This window comes from Acetobacter orleanensis, from assembly GCF_001581005.1.
In the GTDB taxonomy this organism is placed as follows: domain Bacteria; phylum Pseudomonadota; class Alphaproteobacteria; order Acetobacterales; family Acetobacteraceae; genus Acetobacter; species Acetobacter orleanensis.
This window is the reverse complement of record NZ_LHZV01000059.1, coordinates 42,423-65,332: the sequence shown is the minus strand read 5'-3', so window position 1 is coordinate 65,332 and position 22,910 is coordinate 42,423. Positions and strand designations below refer to the sequence as shown.

27 protein-coding genes are annotated in these 22,910 nt (G+C 57.8%); 22 read left to right on the top strand and 5 right to left on the bottom strand.

The genetic code is table 11. The features are described 5' to 3' along the window. Positions 1-82: 82 nt before the first annotated feature. Entirely contained in the window at positions 83-1,039 is a 957-nt protein-coding gene (gene yddG, locus AD949_RS06570; protein ID WP_048836422.1) for an aromatic amino acid DMT transporter YddG, read from the bottom strand. Positions 1,040-1,090: 51 nt separating this feature from the next. Then, positions 1,091-1,699, bottom strand: coding sequence for a peroxiredoxin (locus AD949_RS06565; protein WP_048836447.1), 609 nt, complete (start codon positions 1,697-1,699; stop codon positions 1,091-1,093). 210 nt (positions 1,700-1,909) lie between these two features. Between AD949_RS06565 and AD949_RS06560 the strand changes: the two genes are divergently transcribed. Beyond that, positions 1,910-2,170 (top strand): hypothetical protein, encoded by a 261-nt coding sequence (locus AD949_RS06560; protein ID WP_048836421.1) that lies wholly within the window; start codon positions 1,910-1,912, stop codon positions 2,168-2,170. Between the two features lie 94 nt (positions 2,171-2,264). On the opposite strand, the gene sodC is transcribed toward AD949_RS06560, so the two are convergent. After that, the gene (sodC, locus tag AD949_RS06555) at positions 2,265-2,804 is read right to left on the bottom strand and encodes a superoxide dismutase[Cu-Zn] (RefSeq protein ID WP_048836420.1); all 540 of its coding nucleotides are present in this window, start codon (positions 2,802-2,804) and stop codon (positions 2,265-2,267) included. A gap of 212 nt (positions 2,805-3,016) precedes the next feature. Here sodC and AD949_RS06545 point away from each other — a divergent pair, with 212 nt between their 5' ends. The 16 genes from AD949_RS06545 to AD949_RS06475 all read left to right on the top strand — a co-directional run bounded on the left by AD949_RS06545 (position 3,017) and on the right by AD949_RS06475 (position 15,921). Beyond that, complete coding sequence (locus AD949_RS06545; RefSeq protein WP_244463407.1) at positions 3,017-4,657, top strand: DUF1073 domain-containing protein; 1,641 nt, start codon at positions 3,017-3,019, stop codon at positions 4,655-4,657. Positions 4,658-4,680: 23 nt separating this feature from the next. Beyond that, complete coding sequence (locus tag AD949_RS14085; RefSeq protein ID WP_141325336.1) at positions 4,681-4,884, top strand: hypothetical protein; 204 nt, start codon at positions 4,681-4,683, stop codon at positions 4,882-4,884. Next, positions 4,871-6,193 (top strand): DUF2213 domain-containing protein, encoded by a 1,323-nt coding sequence (locus tag AD949_RS14540; protein WP_052944582.1) that lies wholly within the window; start codon positions 4,871-4,873, stop codon positions 6,191-6,193. Before AD949_RS14085 ends, AD949_RS14540 begins: the two co-directional genes overlap by 14 nt. A 3-nt stretch (positions 6,194-6,196) precedes the next feature. After that, on the top strand, positions 6,197-6,700 hold the full coding sequence (locus AD949_RS06535) for a structural cement protein Gp24 (RefSeq protein WP_048836418.1): 504 nt from the start codon (positions 6,197-6,199) through the stop codon (positions 6,698-6,700). After that, positions 6,697-7,734, top strand: a complete 1,038-nt coding sequence (locus AD949_RS06530) for a major capsid family protein (RefSeq protein WP_048836417.1) — start codon at positions 6,697-6,699, stop codon at positions 7,732-7,734. Before AD949_RS06535 ends, AD949_RS06530 begins: the two co-directional genes overlap by 4 nt. Before the next feature lie 113 nt (positions 7,735-7,847). After that, on the top strand, positions 7,848-8,168 hold the full coding sequence (locus AD949_RS06525; RefSeq protein WP_048836416.1) for a hypothetical protein: 321 nt from the start codon (positions 7,848-7,850) through the stop codon (positions 8,166-8,168). Positions 8,169-8,361: 193 nt separating this feature from the next. Further along, positions 8,362-8,787 carry a DUF4054 domain-containing protein gene (locus tag AD949_RS06520; RefSeq protein WP_048836415.1) on the top strand — a complete coding sequence of 142 codons (426 nt, stop codon included), beginning with the start codon at positions 8,362-8,364 and terminating at the stop codon, positions 8,785-8,787. 66 nt (positions 8,788-8,853) lie between these two features. Beyond that, positions 8,854-9,348: a hypothetical protein gene (locus AD949_RS06515; RefSeq protein ID WP_048836414.1), complete on the top strand. Its 495-nt coding sequence runs from the start codon at positions 8,854-8,856 to the stop codon at positions 9,346-9,348. Then, positions 9,345-9,734 carry a hypothetical protein gene (locus AD949_RS06510; RefSeq protein ID WP_048836413.1) on the top strand — a complete coding sequence of 130 codons (390 nt, stop codon included), beginning with the start codon at positions 9,345-9,347 and terminating at the stop codon, positions 9,732-9,734. Before AD949_RS06515 ends, AD949_RS06510 begins: the two co-directional genes overlap by 4 nt. Then, on the top strand, positions 9,683-10,462 hold the full coding sequence (locus AD949_RS06505; protein ID WP_141325338.1) for a phage neck terminator protein: 780 nt from the start codon (positions 9,683-9,685) through the stop codon (positions 10,460-10,462). Before AD949_RS06510 ends, AD949_RS06505 begins: the two co-directional genes overlap by 52 nt. Continuing rightward, a complete protein-coding gene (locus AD949_RS06500) occupies positions 10,459-11,625 on the top strand; it encodes a DUF3383 family protein (protein WP_048836412.1) in 1,167 nt (388 codons plus the stop codon). Before AD949_RS06505 ends, AD949_RS06500 begins: the two co-directional genes overlap by 4 nt. A gap of 155 nt (positions 11,626-11,780) precedes the next feature. Further along, positions 11,781-12,218 carry a phage tail fiber protein gene (locus AD949_RS06495; protein ID WP_048836411.1) on the top strand — a complete coding sequence of 146 codons (438 nt, stop codon included), beginning with the start codon at positions 11,781-11,783 and terminating at the stop codon, positions 12,216-12,218. A 167-nt stretch (positions 12,219-12,385) separates the two neighbouring features. After that, a complete protein-coding gene (locus AD949_RS06490; protein ID WP_048836410.1) occupies positions 12,386-12,853 on the top strand; it encodes a hypothetical protein in 468 nt (155 codons plus the stop codon). Positions 12,854-12,985: 132 nt separating this feature from the next. Further along, positions 12,986-14,527, top strand: a complete 1,542-nt coding sequence (locus AD949_RS06485; protein ID WP_143224149.1) for a hypothetical protein — start codon at positions 12,986-12,988, stop codon at positions 14,525-14,527. A 44-nt stretch (positions 14,528-14,571) separates the two neighbouring features. Further along, positions 14,572-15,348, top strand: a complete 777-nt coding sequence (locus AD949_RS06480) for a phage baseplate protein (protein WP_048836408.1) — start codon at positions 14,572-14,574, stop codon at positions 15,346-15,348. A gap of 279 nt (positions 15,349-15,627) precedes the next feature. After that, the gene (locus tag AD949_RS06475) at positions 15,628-15,921 is read left to right on the top strand and encodes a hypothetical protein (protein WP_052944585.1); all 294 of its coding nucleotides are present in this window, start codon (positions 15,628-15,630) and stop codon (positions 15,919-15,921) included. A 117-nt stretch (positions 15,922-16,038) separates the two neighbouring features. Here the strand turns inward: AD949_RS06475 and AD949_RS06470 are convergent, their stop codons facing one another. After that, positions 16,039-16,533 (bottom strand): hypothetical protein, encoded by a 495-nt coding sequence (locus AD949_RS06470; RefSeq protein WP_048836442.1) that lies wholly within the window; start codon positions 16,531-16,533, stop codon positions 16,039-16,041. Between the two features lie 436 nt (positions 16,534-16,969). On the opposite strand from AD949_RS06470, the gene AD949_RS06465 reads away from it, so the two are divergent. From AD949_RS06465 to AD949_RS06450, 4 genes are all read left to right on the top strand, one after another. Beyond that, on the top strand, positions 16,970-17,509 hold the full coding sequence (locus AD949_RS06465; protein WP_048836406.1) for a DUF4142 domain-containing protein: 540 nt from the start codon (positions 16,970-16,972) through the stop codon (positions 17,507-17,509). Between the two features lie 192 nt (positions 17,510-17,701). Next, on the top strand, positions 17,702-18,085 hold the full coding sequence (locus AD949_RS06460; protein WP_048836405.1) for a phage baseplate plug family protein: 384 nt from the start codon (positions 17,702-17,704) through the stop codon (positions 18,083-18,085). A gap of 32 nt (positions 18,086-18,117) precedes the next feature. Further along, complete coding sequence (locus AD949_RS06455; protein WP_048836404.1) at positions 18,118-19,086, top strand: hypothetical protein; 969 nt, start codon at positions 18,118-18,120, stop codon at positions 19,084-19,086. Beyond that, positions 19,083-19,796 (top strand): Gp138 family membrane-puncturing spike protein, encoded by a 714-nt coding sequence (locus tag AD949_RS06450; RefSeq protein WP_158319957.1) that lies wholly within the window; start codon positions 19,083-19,085, stop codon positions 19,794-19,796. The genes AD949_RS06455 and AD949_RS06450 overlap by 4 nt, the downstream gene beginning before the upstream one ends. A 232-nt stretch (positions 19,797-20,028) precedes the next feature. Here the strand turns inward: AD949_RS06450 and AD949_RS06445 are convergent, their stop codons facing one another. Further along, positions 20,029-22,152: a catalase gene (locus AD949_RS06445; RefSeq protein ID WP_048836403.1), complete on the bottom strand. Its 2,124-nt coding sequence runs from the start codon at positions 22,150-22,152 to the stop codon at positions 20,029-20,031. Positions 22,153-22,539: 387 nt separating this feature from the next. Here AD949_RS06445 and AD949_RS06440 point away from each other — a divergent pair, with 387 nt between their 5' ends. Continuing rightward, the gene (locus tag AD949_RS06440) at positions 22,540-22,893 is read left to right on the top strand and encodes a hypothetical protein (RefSeq protein WP_048836402.1); all 354 of its coding nucleotides are present in this window, start codon (positions 22,540-22,542) and stop codon (positions 22,891-22,893) included. The last annotated feature ends 17 nt before the right edge of the window (positions 22,894-22,910 follow it).

Here is a 22,910-nt window from a genome sequence, read left to right as displayed (position 1 = left end):
TCCGGGCTTGCCGCGTGCCAGCTTCCATGCCAGTCCACACACCATGCCCTGCCGCAATCGGGATCAGATCAGGTTGCCAGACTTACTCCTTCACCCCCGTGCAGGACAAGGGGCGAGGCAGTGTCGGCGACGTCACCGCAGGTAACGGCTGCCTGCGTGTCGCCAGCCAGCACAGGGCGGAGCCTATGCAGACAATCAGACTTCCTTCCCAGAAGGCCAACGGCAGAAAGGTATGAAGCAGGGCCGCCGCTAGCACGGCGGAAAAAATGGGTATCAGGTTGGAAGCCGCCGCCAGTACGGTAATATTGCCGTACAGAATGCCCACATTCCATGCGGCATAGCCAAACCCCAGCGCCGCGGCGCCCAGCACCAGGGTGCCCACCCCATGCAATGTCAGGCTACCGGGTGGGAAGACAGTGCTGCCTGTCAGCAGCAGATGTCCCCAGAGCAGCACAGCCAGCAATGGGAAAAAGACCGTCACCGCATTCTGTCCCCGGCCGGAGCGCGTGGTCAGAGAGGAATACAGCGCCCATAGCACAGCCCCGGTCAGGGACAGCCCGAAGCTGAGCGGATTACCCTGAATATTCTGCGCAAAGGCGGACAGGCTCAGTCCACTCTGCCCGGCCAGAATGCGGAATATCCCGGTTAGAGAAAGAAAAACGCCCGGAAAGATAAGGGCATTCGCCTTCTTTCCGTTAAACAGGATAGAGGCCACAACGGTTAGCGTCGGCCACAGATAGTTGACCATGCCGACTTCAATGGCCTGCTGTTCGGATCTGGCATAGCCAATGGAGTTGATCAGACACAGCTCGCACCCCGCCGCCAGCAGCGTGCCTACACATAGGTAAGACGGGGAGAAGCGCCGCAGTCGTGGCACCCCTAGCGTAAGCCAGAGCAGGCCCGTGGCAATGGTGTACAGCATGGCCGGGCCTGCGGTCGGGCCAAAGCTTTCCGTAATGCTTCGGATCATCCCGACCACGGCACTCCAGAGCAAAACGGCAAGAAGGCCTGTCAGTGTCGCGCTCTGTCTGGGGATCATGGACCTGCAATCTCAGAATTTTCCGTTCTGATAACTTATTTTACTCAGTGTTCAATCTTTTTTTCTCGCAGGCTGTGCCACCCGCCAGACCTGCACGGCCTCCAATGTTTTCTGCACATGGGTTTCCGGGTCGCTGGAGGTATAGCTCAGCACAATCCGCCCCTCCGGGCTCACCACAAAGGATGTGCGGGAGGACAGCACAAAAGATCCCTGTGTTTTCTGGCTGTCATACAGTCTGGCCACCTTCGCGCCGGGGTCTGCCAGCACGGGGAACGCGCTGCGGCATTCCTCTTTGGAGAACTCGGACACGCGGTCGATATTACCCGCCGTCACTCCCACCACTGTAGCGCCGAGCTTCTGAAAGGTCGGCATCGCCTCAGCAAACGCGTGGGCTTCTAGCGTGCAGCCACTGGTGAAGGCGGAGGGGAAGAAATACAGCACCACTGGCCCCTTCTTGAGTTCTTCCTTAAGCGAGAAGGTGATGGGCTTTCCACCCAGTGCACCGCTGAGGGTGAAGTCCGGCGCGGTTACGCCGTCCGCCAGCGCGGCGTGGGCGGCAGGGGCTGCCAGCGTTGCCATCATCACAGGACCGGCTAGCAGAGGGGTCAGAAGGGCAATCCGCACAAGGCGGTGCAGCGGTGTCAGAGCACGATTCATCATAAAACTCCGAAGGTCATTGGAAAGTAACATAAGGCATAAAGGCTTGTGTCACACACCTGTTCCACAGTGTAATGTCAGACGTGAGGAAACCTTTTTCAGCAGGTCCGCCAGACGTTTAGGGCAAGGCTGACGCAGAATCGTCACTTGAGGCTCTTCCTTTTTTCTGTCCATGCTGCATAGGTGACGGGTCAGTTAAAGGATTAAAAGACCATGAGCGATGACATCATGAGCGATGAAAACGAAGTGATCGTTGGCTACCTCGTCCAGCGCGAGGACGAGGACGGCGATGTAACCTTCTGGGACCCTCGCAATGAGTGGCAGGAAGACCCCAACGAAGGTAAGTTCTACGAAAGCGAGGACGAAGCCAACGCGGACGCCAAATCCCTTCAGGAAGGTGACAGCGCAACCATCACGGTTGAACTGGTCTATGAAGACGATGAAGACCCGGAAGAGGACACTGAAGAAGCCTGATCTTTCAGGTCATACCTTCAGACACATCTTTTCCGTGTCAAGCAGGGCAGGGAGCGTTTCACAGGCGCTCCCTGCCTTTGCACACTTCCCGCGTTTAAGACCCAGCTTTTAGCACCGCACAGGCCACCCGGTCCCCAGAGCCGCCAATCGGCTGCGTGATGTAATCATCCGGATGCGCGTGAATCACCAGAGCCGCCCCACCGTTCTCTAGCAAAGCAGCCCGTGGGCTACCGGGTTTGAGAGACACCAGCGTGGAATAGAGTTCCACCGTTCCCTGACCGTCTGGCCCGACATACAGGTTCGGCAAGTCTCCATCATCATTAGCATTCTCATGCAGTAGTCCATGCACAACCGGCTTGGTGGTGTGCACATGCGCGCCTGCACTAGTAAATTTCGGAGCTTCACAACTCGCTTTCTCATGGAAATGCATTCCATGCCATCCGGGTGTGAGGTCATGCACGCTTACACGCAGCACTACACCCCCGGGCGCGTTCGTCACTTTCACAGTGCCGATATCCGTGCCCTTTGTGCCCACCAGCGTCCCCGTGGCCGTATCCGCCGCATTGGCGAGTGGTGAGGCCATAACACCCAGCAACAGCCCAGCTGCCAGCGCCTTCGTCAAACCTGTTTTCATACCGGATGTTCCTTCAATTCTGACAATCCGCAATCCGTAACCCGTATACAAGCTCCGGGTTCCACAGTCTGTAGCTTTTGTGATGTCGCTCAACTGCCGCTGCCGTGGACTCTACCATCGGCAACCCCGCGCCACTATCGCAAAGCAACACCCAGCACGCACCGCCTGTTTCTCTTACTGCCGCGCACCCTCTGTTCTGGAGTGTCCTTCTCGTGCTTCGTAATTCCTTCCTCTCCCGCTGGTTTTCCTCGCAATCTTGTCGCCTTCCAACCAGCCTGCGCACATCGCGTTCTTCCCAGCCGACCAGCGCCGCGATGTCCCTCCCCGCAAGCAGTTGCCCGACGCTCGTTTCCGCAAGCGCGCACAGCAAAGCCTCCACAAAAGCCACCACACCAGATTCTCAGCTCACTTCTCGTAAAGAACCCCGCCTGAGACTGCCCTGCGATCCTGTGCTTTCGACTCAACCGGCTTCCACCGGCATCGGCCCGCGCGCGCTGGCGGAAACTCTTCGTCCGCAAAGCCACATGGGGCAGGCGGATATTTTCCGCCCCTACCAGCCGCCCAAAGGTGTTCGCGGGGATGGCCGGACCCATCTGGTCATGGACAGTGCCGCAGCCACCAATCCCGGTCTGCTGGGCTGGCTGCGGCAGGCCGTGGCGGAGGGCGTGGCCTTTCCCGGCTATCCTCGTCTGGCGGAAATGTCCCAGCGGGCTGAATACCGTCATATGGTGGAAGTCATCGCGGCTGAAGCCACGCGGGAATGGATCACCTTCCGCGCCCGGGGCACGGCGGACAAAAAGCAGCGCCTTGCGGATCTGGAACGTGACTTCCTCCGCCTGAACGTGCGGGATGTCCTGCGCCGCATGGCGGAGTATGACGGCTATTACGGCATGGGTCTGCTCTATGTGGATACCGGCCAGCCCCGTACTGGCGGCGCGCTGGAAACACCCCTGCTGCTCCGCCCGGAAACTTTCCGTAAAGGTTCCCTCCGCGCGCTCGTGCCGATCGAACCCGTCTGGACCACACCAGACCAGTATGACACCACAAATCCCCTCAGCGCAGAGTTCTACCAGCCTAGCCGCTGGTGGGTGCAGGGCGGCCTGCTGCACAGCACACGGCTGTTGCAGTTTGTATCGCGCCCGGTACCGGACCTTCTCAAACCTGCTTATAATTTTGGCGGGTTGTCTCTTTCGCAAATGGCGCGCCCTGCGGTGGATAACTGGCTGCGCACCCGTCAGTCTGTGTCGGACCTGCTCAATGCGTTTTCCATCGTGGCGCTCTCGACAGACATGTCCGCCTATGCGCAGGACCCGGAAGGGCTGCTGAGCCGTGTGGAAGCCTTCAATCGCTTCCGCTCCAATCGCGGCACCTTCGTTCTGGATAAGGACAGGGAGAAACTGGAGCTTCTGGCGGCCCCTCTTGCCGGGCTAGACCGGCTTCAGGCACAGGCGCAGGAGCAGATGTGCGCGGTGGCGCAGGAACCTCTGGTCAAATTCACCGGCATCACGCCCAGCGGCCTGAACGCTTCAGCCGATGGTGAAATCCGGGTTTTTTATGATCGTGTGCATGCTTTTCAGGAAACATTTTACCGCAGGAACCTGACCACCATCCTGCACATGGTCATGCTGAACCTGTGGGGTGAAATCGACCCGGATATCGACTTTACCTTCGTCTCCCTCTGGCAGATGGATGAACTCGCCCGCGCCACACTTCAGAAAACCCGTGCAGATATCGATGCCCAGAACATCCGCTCCGGCATCATCACCCCCACGGAAGCCCGGTCCCGCACCGCGCATGACGCTGGTGGCCAGTATGCTGCCGTCAATCTCGCAGGCACACCGCCAGCGGCCTGACCCGTCCGCCGCCGGGTTTGTTCTTGCCAGATCGTCGGATCTGGTCCGCCAGCCCCAGCTATTTCTGTGCCTGCTACCGTCAGACCATCCATCGCCGCGCGCAATCCGCCAGCACCCTGACCGCCCGCTTTCGGAAGCTCGCGCCGCAAAAAGCAGCCCATCTGCTCCCGGCTCCTTATGCCACAGTTCCAAAATCCCGAGACAGGACAACGCATGACACCTCCTGACCCGTCCTCTCCCCAGTATACCACAGCCCCCGGTTCCCGCATTTCTGACAGCATCCCCTCAAGTTTTGGCATCCCACCCGCCATGACCAGGAGTGCCACTCCCCGCCAGCGCAGGGATGCCGTCGTTCTGGCGCTGGACCGCTCCGTGCGCCACACCGATGTCGATGGTCATCTGCATATCACCCGCTGCATCCTCTCCGCCGCCACGGTCTGCCCCTATTACGGGTCGGAAATTCCCGGCGCGGAGGCTCTAGGGCTAGAGCCGGACAGGCTATATCAGGTGTATCGGGACCCACAGGCACTGGCCCGCGCCGCCGCCAGCATGGCGGGCAAACCCATTCTCATGCAGCACCAGCCGGTCTCGGCGCAAGACCACCCAAAAGAGATCACCGTCGGGGCTGTCGGGAGCGATATCCGGTTTGAAAGCCCCGATCTGATCGGCAGCTTGACGGTATGGGACCACGCTGCCATTGCCGCAATCGAGAGCGGGCAGCAACGCGCCGTCTCCGCAGGCTATCGCTACCGCGCACTCCCGCAAAGTGGTGTGCAGGACGGCACCCCGTACAGCCTGACCATGACAGACATCACCTTTAACCACCTCGCCCTCGTCACCCAGCCGCGTGTGACAACCGCCATTATTGGTGATTCCGCCTCCGCCCCGCACAGGGATCATGCCTTCATGACACAGCCCACACCTCCGCAGCCCGACCCTTCCCGACCTTTCTTCGGGCAGACTGAAAACACTCTGGCAGGGCCAAACGCTTTCTCAATACCTTTGGTATCATCCTCCGTCACGGAGCCTGTTCTATCCTCCATGATATCCCTAGCCACGTGTCCCACCACCTTTCCCGCCGGTACACAGCCCCACTCCGGTAGCCCGACCGCTGCTTCAGCCTCGCTTACCCAGTTTCCCCCCACACCACAGCCGTCCGGAGCACTATCTATATCAACGGCGGGTACTTCAACGTCCACAACGCCAGCACCCACCACCATGGACGCCGCCCTGACGCAGGCTGTGCAGCAGGCGGAAGCAGAAGTGATTCGCCGGATGGACGCTCTTCATGCGGCTCGTGCCGCAGTGCGTCCGTTTGTAGGGGATGTCACAATGGACAGCGCGACCGCCGTTTATGGCTTTGCGCTGCGTGAGCAGGGCGTGGACCTCACCGGCCTGCCGGAAGAGGCTTACAAACCGCTGTTCCAGCAAGTCGCTCGCCTGAAATTCCACACGTCTCCGCTCGGTATGGATGCAGAGAAAACCACCTCTTTTCGGGACACGTTCGGTCTTGGCCGCATTACGGTGAAAGCATAATCCATGGCATTTCAGACACAGATCAACACCCAGCCCGCTCCCGGTCTGCCGGGGGCGTTCGCATCCCTCAACCCGACGGCCACTTTCCCGGCAGGGGAGGGCGCACTGGTCGCCGCTGCCGGAGGCTGCACCATAGGCGCGTTCGGCTGGGTGCAGGCCGATGGCCGCAGCGTGGCCAACGCGCCCGCCAACGGTGCCACCACCGCCCCGGATGGCTTCGTGCATCGGGATCTCACAGGCCAGATCAGCAGCCTGTTTGATGAAAGCACCCAGATCATCCCGCAGGGTTTCCCGGTCAGCCTGTTCACGGCAGGAGATTTCTGGGCCAGCACCACCACCGCCGCCACACCGGGTCAGGCCGTGTTCGCCTCCACTACGAACGGCAGTCTCAGCACCGCCGCAGCCGGAAGCACGGTCTCCGGCGCGGTGCAGACCCGCTTTTACGTCGCCTCGGCTTGTGCTGCGGGTGAACTTGTCAAAACTTCAAGCTGGAGCCACGCTGTATGAGCGATTTCACAACACATCTGGCTGAACTCAACCGCCTCGGCTTCATCATGCCGGAAGCACGCGGCATGATCGCCAACAGCCTGCTTGCGTCAGATGCTCTGGCGCAGGATGCCCAGCCCGCGCTGTCCACAACCGCCAGCGGCGGCATTCCGGCCTTCATGAGCGCATGGGTGGACCCGGCGCTCATCAAGGTCGCGTTCGCCCCCATGCGTGCGGCGGAACTGCTGGGGGAAGTCCGCAAGGGGAACTGGGTGACCCGCACGGCCATTTTCCCGATGATCGAGACCACAGGCGAAGTGTCCAGTTATGGGGACTGGAACGGCAACGGGCAGGTCAGCCTGAACCCGACCTACCCGGATCGCCAGTCCTACCATTATCAGGTCTTCGTCTCATGGGGGGAAATGGAACTGGCCCTCGCCGGTCAGGCCCGCCTCCAGTGGGCGGCCAGTCTGCGGGAAGCCGCTGCGCTCAAGCTGAACAAATTCCAGAACCAGACCTACTTTTTCGGTATCAGCGGTCTGCGCCTGTACGGGTATCTGAATGACCCGCGCCTGCCTGCCGCCATCACCCCCGCCGTCAAGGCGGCTGGCGGGACGGACTGGACAGTCGCCACGCCGGAAGAGCGGCAGGATGACGTCATCGCCCTCATCAACCAGTTGCGCAGCCAGACGGCGGGGCTGGTGGATACGGAAACCCCGATGGTCGTCGGCCTTTCCCCCACGCGCATGGGCCTGCTCACCCGCCGTAACAGCTTCGGTCTATCTGCTGCCTCCCTGCTGAAAGACTCATACCCCAACCTGCGTTTTGTGCAGGCTGTCGAGTATGGAGACGCCACGGGCAGCACTGTCCAGACCATGCAGGTTATGGCGGAGCATGTCGGCGCGCAGAAAACGGCGGAAACAGCCTTTACGGAAAAACTCCGCACCCATGCCGTGGTAACGGAAGCTTCCGCATGGAAACAGAAGCTGTCTCAGGGCACATGGGGTGCCGTCATCTATGTCCCCGCTGGCATCGCCACCATGACGGGTCTGTAACGGCGTCTTACAGCGTCGCTCACCTGTCTGCCCGGCGCGGTCCTAGGACACTCTCCACCGCGTCGGCAAACCTGATTTTTTGCCAAACATGTTATTGCAAGGAAGCCCCCGGCATGGCCATACCGTCTACTGTCACCATCGGCTGCAAACTGCCCAATGGCCTCATCCTCTCGCTGGGGGCGGCCCGGCATGAACTGGCAGGTACCCGTGCGTCCGCAGTTGTTGGCGGCTATGGGCTGACCCCTGTCCCGGCAGAATTCTGGGCCGCATGGTCCCGCGCCTATGCGGATTTTCCACCGTTGAAAAACGGCCTGATCTTCGCACAGAATACGGTGGAAAAAGCCACCGGACAGGCGCGGGAGCAGGCAACACTCCGCACAGGCACGGAACCTCTCAACCCCGCCACGCCAGCCCCCGGCATAACACCGGTCTGACCGGGCACGGAGCGTGGGCGTCTGCCATACGCCCGGCCCCAATCCGCCAGTTCGCTCACAAGTCTGTCCTGCACGTCTGGTGTTCGGACTTATACCAATTCCGTTTCGCTTGAACTCATCAGCGACACATCCCGCTTCAGAACCAAACCGGGACTCCCTGTATTCCGGGGTGAAATGAGTAAGGAAATTCCCCATGCCCTCCGTGCTGTTTGACGTGCAGGTCTGGCAAGTCCGTTATCCTGCCCTGTTTACCACTGTCGGGGCGGAGGGCGCACAGGCCTGTTTTGATCAGGCCAGTCTGTTTCTTGCGAATGATGACACCTCGCCCGTCCCGGACCTGACGCGTCGCGCCACTCTGCTGGGGCTTATCACCGCCCATCTGGCGCAACTGGGGTTTGGTGTGGCGACACCCGGCACGGACCAACCCGCACTGGTTGGCCGCATCACCTCTGCCAGAATGGGCAGCGTGGCGGTCGAGGCCGATATGGGGCCGGTCACGGCCTCTCAGGCATGGTGGGCGCAAACCCCCTATGGCGCGGCCTACTGGGCAGCCACAGCCTTCCTGCGCACGGCCCGATATGTTCCGGGTTTCCCGCAAACGCCGCTGTCATGGCCATAAAAATAGGTCGCTGATCATTTCCGGCAGACCCTCCCATACTCTCTTCCCAGAGAAAGCCTGTCTCCCATGCCCCTTTCTTCGCCGCCACCCGCCATATCCCCCCGAAATCCCGGCGTAAAAGCCGGATTTTTCAAAACGGCTACAGAAGCAGACGGCACCCCCGTCGCCGCGATCGCAGCCGTGCAGGAGTTTGGTGCCGTGGTGCGGGGCAGGGGCGGGCACAGCGTCATCATCCCGCCGCACCCTTTCCTGCGTCAGACAGTCGCGCAACGGCGCAGCGCATGGGTGCGCCAGCTGGCCGAGGCCCTCAAAGCCACTCTCCGCGCTGGCGGGGCAGGGACCACAGAGCCGCCCCTGAACACCCTTGTCCAGCGCCTCAGCGCTCCCACACAGGCGCTGACCACAGTAGGGAAAACCATGCAGGCGGATATCACACAGACCATCCGGCAGACGCACACGCCCTCCAATGCCCCGGCCACAATCCGGCATAAGGGGTTTGATAAACCGCTTCTGGAAACAGGAACATTGCAGAACGGTGTCAGCTTTCAGGTGGAGGGATGAAGGGCCTGTTCCGTCTCGCCGCCGCACAGGTCAGCGGTCTGACGCCCCCTGTCCTCGCCACCCTGCGCGCGCAGGAGGGCAACATCACACAGCCCGATGGTACGGTTGTCCCTCAATATGTGGAGGTTCTGCTCCCAATCATGGTGCAGCCCGCCCCCAGCGAGGATCTCGCGCAGGTCGCGGGGCTGAATCAAAGCACAGACACCCGCGTGGTGTACCTGCCTGCGGAACTCAAGGGCATAGACCGCGCCCACCAGTTCGGCGGTGACCTTCTGATGTTCGAAGGCTCGGAATGGCTGGTCACAGGTCAGCCCGAAACATGGGGAGGCGGCCAATGGTCGAAACTTCTGGTTACCCGACAATGTCCGCCAGCCTGCCCCCTGTAACGGCGGCCATCACCACGGCGCTGCGGGCATTTCTGCTGGCCGTCCTGCCGCCGGATACACCGGTGCTGCTGGCCAGACAGAACCGCATGGCCGCCCCCAACGGCCCTTTCGTGCTCATGACGGTACTGCTGCACCAGCGCATCGCCACAAGCGCCACGCGCTACACCGCGACCAGCCGCATCATTCTGCAACAGCAGGAGAGTACGGTGCAGGTCAGCCTGTTCGGGCAGGGTGCTGCGGATAATGCACAGGCTCTCAGCACCCTGTTCCAGAATGGCTGGGCGGCGGAATTTTTCACCGCATTGTCTGAGAATCCCTCATTCCTCGGCTCTGTCACACCCGGTCCCGCCAGTTCGTTTTCCTGCCAGCCGCCTCCAGCCTGCCTCCCGGTCGCCCGGTCCGCCGCGTCTTCTGCTGTCCCACCCGCTTGCGTCATGCCCGCGTCCACCCCGTTTGCGGGCACGTCTGCGGCCCAGTTTTCAGTCCCGTCTTCAGGTCAGTCCGCTGGCCAGTCTGCTTCAGGGCCACCCCCGCGCATCGCCCCGCTCTATGCCGGGCCAGCCCGCCAGATCCCGTTCGTCAACGGGGAGCGACAATATGAAGAGCAGTGGCAGATCGACCTCCACCTTCAGGCCAGCTTCGTCCTCACACTCCCGCAACCAATGGCCTCTGCCGCCCGGCTTGTGCTGGCAGATGTCACCAGTCCACAGGGTTTCCCTTCCGCATGACGCTCCCCATCAGCTCCCTTGTTACCGTCACTCCGGGCGTTCTCTCTCCGGGTGGCACCGTCAGCCTGCTGAATGGCATGGTCTTTTCTCAGAACACCGTTCTGCCGTCAGGCGTGTCCACATTCGCTTCTGCGGCGGAGGTTGCCGCAACCTGCGGCGCGACCTCTGTGGAAGCCAGCACCGCCAGTATCTATTTCTCGGCCTACACCAACGCGCAGGACACGCCGGAAAAACTGTATCTGTTCCAGATTCCGGCCTCTCCGGTCGCCACGGACTACGGCACCTACCTCTCCACCGCAGCCGATCAGGCAACGGACTGGGGCCCCTTCCTATTCGCGCAGGAACCGGACGCCGCCGCCAAAACCCAGATCGCCACATGGCTGGCGGCCCACCCCAACCGCTACTGGGGCGTTGTGCAGGATAGTGACGCCACCATCCTCAGCGCCAACGCGGCCGCAAGTTTCGGCGCGACAGTCAACGCCGCCAGCACACCGGGCCTGACGTGCGTGTGCAACACGGACAGCCCCGGCACTGGTGGCACGCTGGCCGCCGCCCTCTGCCTTGGCTGGGCCGCGAGCATCAATCCCAACCGGGCCAGTGGCCGCACCACGCTCATGTTCCGCAATAATAGCGGTGTGCCCCCGGCCAGCCTTACGGCCTCACAAGCGCAGGCGCTTCTGGGCAATGGCTACAGTTTTTACGGGTCTTACAAAAGCACGGATACCACATTCAGCTTTCTGAATAATGGCGCTGTATCCGGCCCTTTTTCATGGGCGGACAGCTATATCAACCAGATCTGGATGAACGCCAGCTTCCAGAATGACCTCATCAGCCTGTTCTCCAATGCGGGGCAAATTCCCTATAACGCAGTGGGAGATTCCCTGATTGCCACGGCGGTACAGGGCACGATTGATACCGCCCTGTCCTTTGGGGCCATCCAGCCTAACGTCACTCTGTCTGATGCACAGAAGCAGGCCGTCAATGCGGATGCCGGGCGGAGTATTGATGCCGTCCTGTCCACTCGAGGCTGGTATCTGCTGCCGGGCGCGTCCACCGCGTCCGCCGCCGTCCGTGCCGCGCGCGGCACGGTGCAGGGAAGGTTTTTCTACATGGATGGGCAGTCCGTACAGTCCATCGCTCTGGCCTCTGTCGAAGCCCAGTAAGACGCTGAGTCGCAAGCTCGACAGGAAATCCGGCAAGATGCCCGTTCAACAGCCCACCCGGCAGACGGGCCCGATCATCCTGTCCCCGCAAACGGCCCAGCCAAACTGTTCCTTCAAACTGCCCCGTCAAAATCCCCGCAAGAAAGCCCGCATTCATGTCTGATTATGACATTACAGCCGCGAACTCCGTCTACACTATTACTGTTCCGGGGCTGTACAATGCCCCCATCACACTGGAAAATTACGCCGCCGACCGCGCGTTTGAAACCGAAGCGCGGGAACTGGCCGAAACCGCCATGAGTATTGATGGCTATCTGAACGCAGGCTGGATTCCCAACCCTGTCACCCAGACCATCGCTCTGGCTGCGAGTAGTGAAAGTGCCCTGATTTTCGAGGCCATTGTCATGGCACAGGATGCCCGACGAGGCCTGTATCGCATGGGCGCGGAAATTCAGATCCCGGCCATCGGGCGCAAATACACCATGGTGCGCGGCCTGCTGCGTTCCATTGTGGGCGTGCCCACCGCAGGCCGGGTGCTGGAAGCCCGTCATTTTGAAATCATCTGGGAGCGCGTCCTCCCTGCGGCCATCTAAGGGCAAATATCCCGTTCATAGAATCGTTCGGTCCCATAGTCCTGCATCGCATGGTGCTGGCTGAACAGGCTGGCAGATGTTCCGTGGTCAGCTCTTCCGACCATTCACGGGATAACACACCGTTTCTCTTTCCCTTGTCCGTGCTCCACAGCATCAGGAAAACCTGCATGAAAACACTCGACTATACGCATACGAAAGACGGAGCCGATCACGGTAAACGGTTTGTTCTGACACGTATGGACGCCTTCTCGGCCGACAAATGGGCTCGCCATATCCTTCAGGCCGCCATTCGTGGCGGCGCGAGGGTAGGGGCCGATCTGGCGGAAGCCGGTGTTGCTGGTCTGGCCAGTCTCGGCATCGAAATTTTCGGTTTCATGGAAGAAAGCGATCTGGACCGCGCACTGGAGCGTCTCATGCAGTGCGTCGCCCTGCGGCCAGACCTCGCATACCCGGACACAACCCGCGCCGTCATCACCGCGGATTTTGAAGAACCGGAAACCCTCGGTCTCGTCCGGGCTGAAGCCTTCCGCCTGCATGTGGGTTTTTTGCTGGCCGCCGCACACCAACTCTTTCCCGTCGTGGCGGCCTTGCTGGGAGATACCGCGCAGGAGGCGCCGAGCCCGCCCGCTGCGTAAATGTTTCGCCCGTTCTGGCAGCGGTAATCACAGCAGGTCTTGCCACCTTGCATGAGTTAAAAACCCTTTATGACAGTGAAGATCTTTATGATCTTCTGGAAATTCTGTCTGTCAGAAACTGGAACGCCGCGCATGTCGGAAATGCTGATTGATGAACTGGTTGTCCGGCTTGGGCTGGACACGGCCGCCCTGCAAACCGATGCCCGGCAAACCACTCAGCTTTTGGATAAACTCCGCCAAAATGCGGAGCAAACCGCTGCTAGCACCCGGCAGGCAGGAACACAGGCCAGCGCCGCTTTGTCCAGTATGCGGGGGGAAGCCGTCCGTCTGCTGGCCGTTCTCAGCGGTGGTCGCGGCCTGAACCGCCTGCTGACGGATATCACATCCCCTGCCGCGGCATCAATGGGAGGGGCGCGAAACCGCCAACGTCCCGTGCTGCAAGACTCCGCTCCAACATCCTCCACAACTCGGTTCGCCGTTGATAGGCAGCGTCGGGTCGCAGGCCAAAGTTTAAGCCGAACCTCGGCACCGCCGGTTCCAGTCCCACAAAATGACCAGACCAGTTCCACCTCTGGGTTCAGAACATCCCATGTTGCCAGCGCTTTTGCTCAGTTTCCTTATGCAGAGCGTTCCCCTGTCAAGCATCGCACGACCGCAGCAGACCGCCTCGCGAGGCCATTAGGCTCAGAGCATCCAGCCGTGTCAGCCGCAGTAAACACCTTATCAGGCACAGCGGTCAGAAGGCAGGTTTCCGGCAGTCAAGATATCTCACGCCACACGCCAGTGGCATGGGTCCAGACAGAAGGGCAGGGCACTCGTTCTTATCTTTCGCGCCGTACACATCTCACAGCATCCGCCGCCCGACCAGACAGTACTACGGTCTTACGAACTCCCCTCAATCTGCAAGGCCGCCCTACCCAACCCGCAGAGTCCAGCCTCCAGCGTCCTTTTACAACTCGGATCATGTTCGGTAATCCTAACAAATTCTTTCAAAAACCCTTAAAAGACAGAAATATTTTCTCCTCTTCATCTTCTCGAAGCAACGCGACCGATCTTCACATCCCTATTGGATGGGCAGCATTCTCTCTCCCGACAGAACGTAATTTTTCCGCCATCGTTGCCCGCATCATCACACACGCCGCACAGCGTGTGTCTCAAGTCAGTGTTTTTAAAAATGACATGGAACCCCAGCGCGGACAGCACCTAGGCGCTAAGAATGCCTCCGGTCACACGGCCAATCCGCATTCTTTCTCGTCTCGTTATTCCCGGTTTTTTCCGCGCCACGGCTCCCAGCGTAATCTCACCACAACGCCATCCGAACTGCCATCCTATTTTTCATTTTCCGAAGCGGTTCCCCGCTACGTTACGCAGCCCTCGGTTCTCAAAGCAGAAAATCAAACCCTTTCTCGTACCCTTGCCAGCTTCCATGCACGCGCAGGGCGAACGTTGGCGGCGCAGCCTTATCTGCTCGGTTCGCCATTGTTGCAGGCGGTAACTCCTTACAGCGTTCCGCCTGTGGCACCGGCCGTTCGGCCAATCAATACGACCCATATTGGCCCGATTACCATCACCATTCCATCAGGAAACCCACAGGCCATTGCACAGGCTTTGCAAGGGCTGGGGGGCGGTGACAGTCATACGCTTACCAGTCTTGCCACTATTGGCACAGTTTGAAAAATATCACGTGAAAATAGCCATGTTTTAAAAGGAAATCTCCAATGCCTATGGTGCCTGTCACGCTGCCTTCGGCTTGGGATATTCCCGTCACCGCAGGCGTACCCGCTCTACTGGGCCAGTCTGTTTCCACAGGCGTCCGGGCCGCTGCGTCCGTCAGCGTCGGTACAGTGTTGGATGATCTGATGATCAGTCAGGCCGCAGGCCAGTGGGGTATTTTTACTAGCGGTGGCACCTGCGTCCTTTCTGCTGCCCGCGTCATGTCGGTCTCTGCAGAAAGCAGCAGCCCCATTGCTACCGCTCCTTTGGAAGATGGGGCTTTTCTCTCTTACAGCAAAGTGCAAACTCCCCGGCAGCATCGCGTTCTGATGGTGTGTGACGGTTCGGAAACCGGCCTGTCCGCTACGGATACCACGCTTTTCTCCGGTCTTGATGTCACCCGCCTTATCGGTGTTGAAGCTCTTTACGTGCGCAAAACATTTTTTAATATGCTCGCAGCACTGGAAGCTGATCTGGCACTTTACGCTGTGATCACGCCTGAACGAAAATATAGCAATGTCAGCATTACCGGGCACCGCTGGGTACGAGACGCCCGGCACGGTATTACCATGCCCGTAGTGGAAATCACTTTGCAGGAAGTCCGGCTGACAGGCACGCAAACCTTCACCAAAACACAAGCACCGCAAGGCAGCCGCATTGTTTGCACGGGTTTGGTGTCTGCCCGTCCTCTGCAAGCCTCAGGTTCTTCTCTGTCTTCCTCTTCCGGTATCGGCCAGAATATTATGGCAGATATAGCCAACCTGTTGCGCAACTCCCTCTGAAGCAGAACATCTGCCGCATTCGCGTCTGTAGAGTAGAGAAGGAAAGAGGGAAACCCTCTGGTCTTTCCTCATAATTTTCCTTATGATTAGGCTTAATGTTTTCTTTTTGTGATTACCGTCCGTTTTATGAGAGTTTTTTCAAACCTATCCCAGTCAGTTCATGCAAAACTAAATCTGTCTGCGGAACATCCACCGAGCATTTTCTGGGCACGATGCTTCGGTGTAGCGTTTGCCTGTATGTTGCTGGCTGGCTGTGTGGATGATCGCGGGAAAGGCGATATGCACGCCGCTGTTTCCAACTGCTTTGTGCATTATCCCTTTGCGAAAGGCACGGCCTATCAGCGCTTTAACTGCATTTATCGTGTTCATTCTCATTATGGACCGGCTGCTCTGGGTCCACAGTCTTTCTTGCTTCTGCAAATAGATGTGGCCTCGCTAAAAGTGGGGCAGGATGTCGATTCAGGTGTTCTGACACGGGATGAAGGCAGAACAACTCTTCGCTGGGTTACAGACAAAGCCTTCAGGCAGGCCACGCAAGGCCCCAGCAGCACGGTTGTTGCCCCAAAAAGCTGATCATAAAAATAAAAAGGGAACGCTGCCAAAGCAACATTCCCTTGTTAGTTATAGAGCAGATTTCCAACATCAAAGCTCTGCACCAGCCCATTGGGGCTGGTTTATTATAACCGCTTCTTACTGGGAGCGTGGCACGATAGCCGGTGCCGTGGAATTTTTTTCCGTATTCAGCATCGTGTTGCCAGACTGCGTGGAATAAGTCGCAGATGGGGTCTGCTGCGGCGTTCTCGGCGGATGGAAAGCTGAAACTGGGCCAAGCAGACCACCTGCAGAGCGCTGCATGGTGCCTTCCGGTTGGCGCGCACAGCCACGGGTGATAATGGAACACACCCCATCGGTGCCGATCATTTCATCATCATTGCCGGTATAATGCACGTCTGAAACGCGGTCGTTATCGAGACGGATCACAGCAGTACAGCCCGTACCGCCACCGCCGCCCAGCACGTTGACAAGTGTAGAAATGTCGCCAACCGGAATAAGGGTTGAGCCACCATAACTCGGCGCTGGCTGCGTGCCTGTATAGACAAAAATCTGCGTCGTATCATTAATCTGTTTGGTCGTTGCAGGCAGACCAGCACAGGCCTGAAGATCGTAGGATGTCATCCCGATCATTGTAACCTGCGCCTTATGCGCTGCGCGGGAATCAAAATATCCGCATCCGCTTAAACTGACAGCAAGTGAGGTAACAGCAAGCAAACCCCAGAGACGACTTTTCATTTTTCCGACTATCCTATACCGTATCCAAAACGCTCTTAGTCAAACCATGTGGAATTATTACGCTGCTGTTGTCTTGTCTTGCAATGCAGAAGGACAGAAAGAACGCAAAATATTTTCCATTCGTATAAAAAATAATTCTGATCCATTAATATCATGTTTACGTTGGAAGTTCCATATCATTTCATCTCGAATGAGAAGGTTGCCTTATCTTATATCTTGCCTTTTCTTCCGTATCATACGCTATTATCATAGCAACGTATATTAGAGTGTTATCTCAGGTCCGCGTCGTCCCGTAAACGGTCACTGCGGTCAAAAGGAGAATTTGCTGATCATGCTGCGTTTGTCCCGTCATCAGGTGTGTGCCTGCTCGTCCCTTCTTGTCTCGCTGTTCGCGCTGACTGCTTGCATGAATCCGGGTCAGCCGTCCGCTCCTCCTCTGCCCGCTCTGGCAACGCCGTTTGTTGCTGCGGATACTAACCTCGCCGCTGCTATTAACGATGCGGATCTGACGCAGATCGCGCTAGCTACGCTCGCCCAGACGCATGCTGCCCGTAGCGATATCGCACAACTCGGAACCGTCATTGTCAAAAATCTGACTGACAATCGCACGAGTCTTGTGGCACTGGCCACGACCAGCAAAGCCACGATGGCCGAAAAACCCTTCACGCACAGTCAGAAGGTTATAGACCAGATGCAGCATCTGCATGGTGCGACATTTGATAAAAACTATGTCCGTTATCTGGCGAGTAGCACAAAGACCACAATCGCTCATCTTGATGCTGAAAGCGTCGCCAGCAAAAATACTGATTTGCTCAAGATCTCTGGAGATCTAAAAACAAAACTCCTCGGTTATACAATGCAGATTCAGTAAACTTAGCTTCTGAAAGTTTCCTGCCTCCAGTCTAGGAGGAGTAAATCGCCTGCGGTGTCCCAAGACAATATTGGATACCGCAGGCTTTTTTACTCGCTTCCACGCTGATTGAAGCGGTGTACACCATCCCGTGCGTTTTTCGTAAAATAGTCAAGACAATCGTTAAAATCCGCAAACCGGAGAGGCTTCCCTATGTCCGCAGCCTTACAACAACCCTCTCTGCCCTCGTCCGGCGTGTTTTTTACACAACAGAGTAGCACGGTTTTTTCCTCTTCTCTGCTTGCAGTGCCTCTGTCCACAGTCCCTGCTCAGACCTTAAAGGTTTCGCTTTCAGGAGCCCTTATTCAAATCACGCTGCGCCAACGCAGCACCGGCCTGTATGCAGATTTTGATGCGGGAGGTACACGCATTTTGTCCGGTGTGCTGTGTCAGGACCGTACATGGCTCGTGCGGGAGAGTGCGCTTGGTCTGGTAGGGGATTTCCTGTTTACCGATACACAGGGCCAGCAGGACCCAGACGCCTCTGGTCTCGGCTCCCGCTTTCTTCTGCTTTATCGGGCGTCTGCTTTGCCCTGACCTGCTCTCACTCTTTTCGGATTTCCCGCATCATGTCGCAAACATCGCTCCAGAACCGTGCTGTGGATGTCACATTTCGCCTGCTTTCACAGGCTTTTGGTCCAAATGGGGAGGATACACTCACTCTGTCTGGTTTGCGTGTTCACGCGGAGATCACGCAGGCGCGTTTTCCCACGGCAGAAAGCGCAACAGTGCGGATTGAGGGCATGACACCGGATGTCATGAACCGCCTTAGCATGGCAGCGCCAGATTCGGCCCGGCAGAGTGCCAGTGAACTCATTCTCACCACAGGTGACGGGGCAGGGGGCAACACGCTCGTTTTTCAGGGCGGTGTAACACTGGCTTATGTGGACTACACGACAGCACCCGATGTCGCCTTTGTTGCGCAGGCCTTTTCTACAGTGCTTCCCAACGCCATGCCTGCCACACCAACAGGTTACCGTGGTGCAATCCCCGTCAGCCATGTGTTGAAAACCATCGCAGATAAAGCAGGATTAACCCTGCGCGGTCAGGGTGTCACAGCGATAGTACATGACCCCTATTTTCACGGCAGTCCCGGTCAGCAACTCGGCCAGTGTCTGGAAACCGTGCCTTTATGCGCGGGCCTCGGGCGTGGTGAGCTTTCAGTCTGGCCCACCAGCGCGTTTGCTAACCGTACTCCGCTTTCCCCTACCATTCTGCATTCTGCTCCTACGCCCCCCATGTTCGTTAATCCCGCACAAGCCCTGTCTGTCTCGGCAGAAACCGGGCTGATCGGGTATCCTGCGTGGTCCGCAGGTGGACTAGCCTTGCGAATGCTGTTCAACCCACTTGTCACGTTTAATAGTCTCATTGCTCTACATAGTCGATACCAGCCTGCCGGCTGGGGTCAGCAAAACGGACCTGTGCCCGTTGGTTTGTGGACCGTTACACAGGTGCATCACACCCTCCAAACACAAACGCCCCACGGCGCGTGGTTTACGAATGTTGTCGCACAAGCCAGTCGGGAGCCAGCACTATGACCCAATCTCCCCTTTTTTCTGACTGGTCCGCTTCACAGCCCATAAGCGAAAATACCCCTCAGGCACCGGCCAGCGGCTATCCTATTTTCAACCGAGCAGATGCGGCTGCGTCAGATTTCAGCGCTCTGAATGCCGTTATCAACCGCCTGTTGTCAGGCCGCCGCACCATTGTGCCTGTGCAGGTGCGGGCTGTTTCCGGGGTAGGGCTCAACCCGGTAGGCATGGTGGACGTGCAACCGTTGGTGCATCAGCAGGATGCCTCGGGCCGCGTTATGCCACATGGCGTGCTTTATAATGTCCCGTATTTCCGCCTTCAGGGTGGCACACGCGCTGTTATTCTTGACCCGGCAGAAGGCGATATTGGCCTCGCCCTTGTCGCAGATCGCGATATTTTTAACGTCAAAACCGCCCGCGCCAGCGCAGCCCCCGGCTCGTTCAGGCAGCAGAACATGGCAGACGCCCTCTATATCGGCGGTTTTCTCAACGGAACACCACAGGATTATCTTTGGTTTAATGAAAACGGCGTTACGATAAAAACTGCCGGCACAATCAGCATAGAAGCCCAGAGCACCCATATTGCCGGTCCCGTCTCCATAGACGGTACTCTCACGGTTTCAGAAGACGCCACGGCGCAAGGCATCTCTCTTACCCAGCATATCCACCCCGGCGTACAGTCTGGTTCTGGCATGACGGGTGCGCCGGAGGGTTAGACGGCACGGTATCGGCATATGCAGATTTATAAAAGAAAAACGCGACCACAGATTTAAACCATCGTTGCGTTTCTTCTTATGTTTAACGCGCGTTGGCTGTTAATGCACATTGACCAGCGCAATCCATAAGTCACGTCTGCCAACGTCCCACTGCCGGATGCTGTTATGGCGCCCGGCAGCTTCGTGATTAGATTGGCACGCATATAAACGGTAACGGTCTCATACGTCTCTCTCAAACAGCGTGCACCCCAGCCTCACGCTGCCAGAAACGCAGGGCACGGCAGGATTTTATAAACTCTTCTGCATCCTTCGCGGCTTTCAGTGGAATGACACCGTCATCCACGGCATCGTCCACCACTCCGGTGCGTTTCAGCAGAGGAAGTGCTGCGGGAACATAGCCAATAAATTTTGCATGAGCGTAGGCATCTGTCACAAAATCCCGTGCGTCGGCATCCTGTGCAAGCTGCTTTGCACCCTCTGCTGAGGGGAGCAGAACTACTGCGTCAAACAAAACGGACGGTCCACCCGGTACGCGTTGTGCGGCAGCGATATGCTTGCCGTCAGCGGTCTTGATCCCGCCGATCTGTGGCGCGATAATTTCCACTTCCGCTCCTTCAGCCTTTGCGGTTGTCTGCAGGGCTTCAAGTAAAGCGCCGTCCGCACCATTGGTCGCCAGAACCCCAATCTTGCGGCCCGCAAAGCTTTTTGGACCATTCTTCAGAATGCTCAGCGCAGGGGACGGCGGCAGGTCCAGAACAGCGCGGGCGGGTGGAGCAGCTTCGGGCATCTTCTCCAGACCCAAACCATCCGCTACGGCCTTGGCGAGATCCTTATCAATATTTAGCAGGTGTGAGACCACGCGGCCTCGGATCGCTGGTGTTTCCACCTTGCTGAGTTCAAAGGTGATGGCCATTTGAACATGCGTCTGCTCTACGTCGGTCTGGCTTTTGTAAAACTGACGAGCTTGGCTGTAATGGTCGGCAAACTTCTCGGAACGCACCCGCTCCTTTACACCGCTGACCTCAGACGGGAATGTCTTGTATCCTTTCTGCGGATTTTCACGCGGGCCACCGGCTTCTCCACCCCATGAGTTCGGCTCATAATTCGCACGCCCTTTCGGGTTGTGCATCGCCATATGTCCATCCTGTTGTAGCGTATGGAACGGGCATTTCGGTGCGTTAATTGGGATATGTGTAAAGTTGGGCCCACCTAGTCGCTTAAGCTGCGTATCCAGATAAGAGAAGTTCCGGCCCTGCAAAAGCGGGTCATTGGTAAAATCCACGCCCGGTACAATATTCTGCGTGCAGAAAGCCACCTGCTCGGTTTCGGCAAAGAAGTTATCTACCATGCGGTCCAGAACTAGACGGCCCACGGGTTGCACCGGCAAAATTTCTTCTGGAATTAGCTTGGTCGCATCCAGAATATCAAAGTCAAATTTATCCGCAAACTCATCGTCAAAAAGCTGAACACCCAGTTCCCATTCCGGGAATTCCCCGGACTGAATAGCATTCCACAAATCCCGACGATGAAAATCTGGATCTGCCCCGCTGATCTTGACCGCCTCATTCCAAACAACAGATTGCAAACCCATCTTGGGCTTCCAGTGGAACTTGGCGTAGGTGGACTGCCCCGCTTTGTTCACAAAACGGAAAGTATGTACCCCAAACCCTTCCATAAAGCGGAAAGAGCGAGGAATGCCTCGGTCAGACATCACCCACATGATCATATTCATGCTTTCCGGGGTGAGAGAGATAAAATCCCAGAAATTATCATGCGCGGACTGTGCCTGCGGAAAAGCCCGATCTGGTTCTTCTTTTACCGCATGCACCATATCGGGAAATTTCACGGCGTCTTGAATGAAAAATACCGGAATATTGTTCCCAACAATGTCCCAGTTGCCTTCCTTGGTATAGAGTTTGACGGCAAATCCCCGCGCGTCACGTGCAAGATCGGTGGAACCTTTGCTGCCCGTCACGGTAGAAAAACGCACGAAAGCCGGAACGCGCTCACCTTCACGCTGCAACACATCTGCGCTGGTAATATTGGACAGTGAGTGGGTCAGTTCAAAAAAGCCATGAGCACCATAGCCACGGGCATGCACCACCCGTTCGGGGATACGTTCATGGTCAAAATGAAAAATCTTTTCCCGAAAATGGAAATCTTCCATCAAGCTCGGGCCGCGTACACCGGCCTTCAAGGTGTTCTGGTTGTCAGAAACAGGTACGCCCTGCTGGGTTGTCAGGGTAGGCACGTCACCCCCGGCTGTTTGATGGGTTTCCCCTCCCGCCCCGCGCTGCACGGTTTCGTTCCCCAGCTTTACAGTGGTGTGGTCAGTATGGGCTGATTTGGCGTTCATGGTGCTGTCCCTCTGCCTTCTGAAATCAAAAACGACGGCACTGTCAAGATATGGTCCGCAGCAGATGCTTCTGTGGTGACCTCCAGCCTTAACACGACCACACCTCACAGGACGTGCAGAATGTAGGGCTGGACAGTAGCCTTCAAAACCCACGCCGTCGCGTATCTGTGTGCTCAACGCCACCAGAAAGGCAAAGTTGCCTGATCTTCCGGGCTGCTTCCGGATAACGCCTATTCACTTTTGTCGTTAATATGCTGGTTGCGTATGCGCGTGGTCATTCCTAGCGTTCGTACATGCTGGGCCTCATCCTCCGTAGTGCCAACGTACGCGCCGCTCTTTGATGACGGTGCTCATATTCCTCCCTTCACACGCAAAAGAGTCCTCCAGATGCAAACCCTGCTTCTCGACAGATCAACGTGGGATTTGGTGGTCGATGCCGGAGGCAACATTGCTGTCGCCTCAGCCCCTTATGCCGTCGCACAGAACGTTGCTTGTGCGGTGCGCGTGTTTCTGGGGGAATGTTGGTACAACACGGCGCTCGGGCTGCCTTACCTCACCAATATTCTGGGGCGCACCCAGTCCGCCGCCTTGTTTAGGGCGGATGTGGAGCAAATAGCCTTGAGCGTAGAGGGCGTCGCACAAGCCGTATGTGTTCTTACTGGCCTCAGTCCCGCCCGCCGCTTGTCCGGCGTGATCCAGCTTACTCTTACCGATGGGAGCCGCACAGTTGTCAGCCTCTAATTCCATCACAGGCGTAT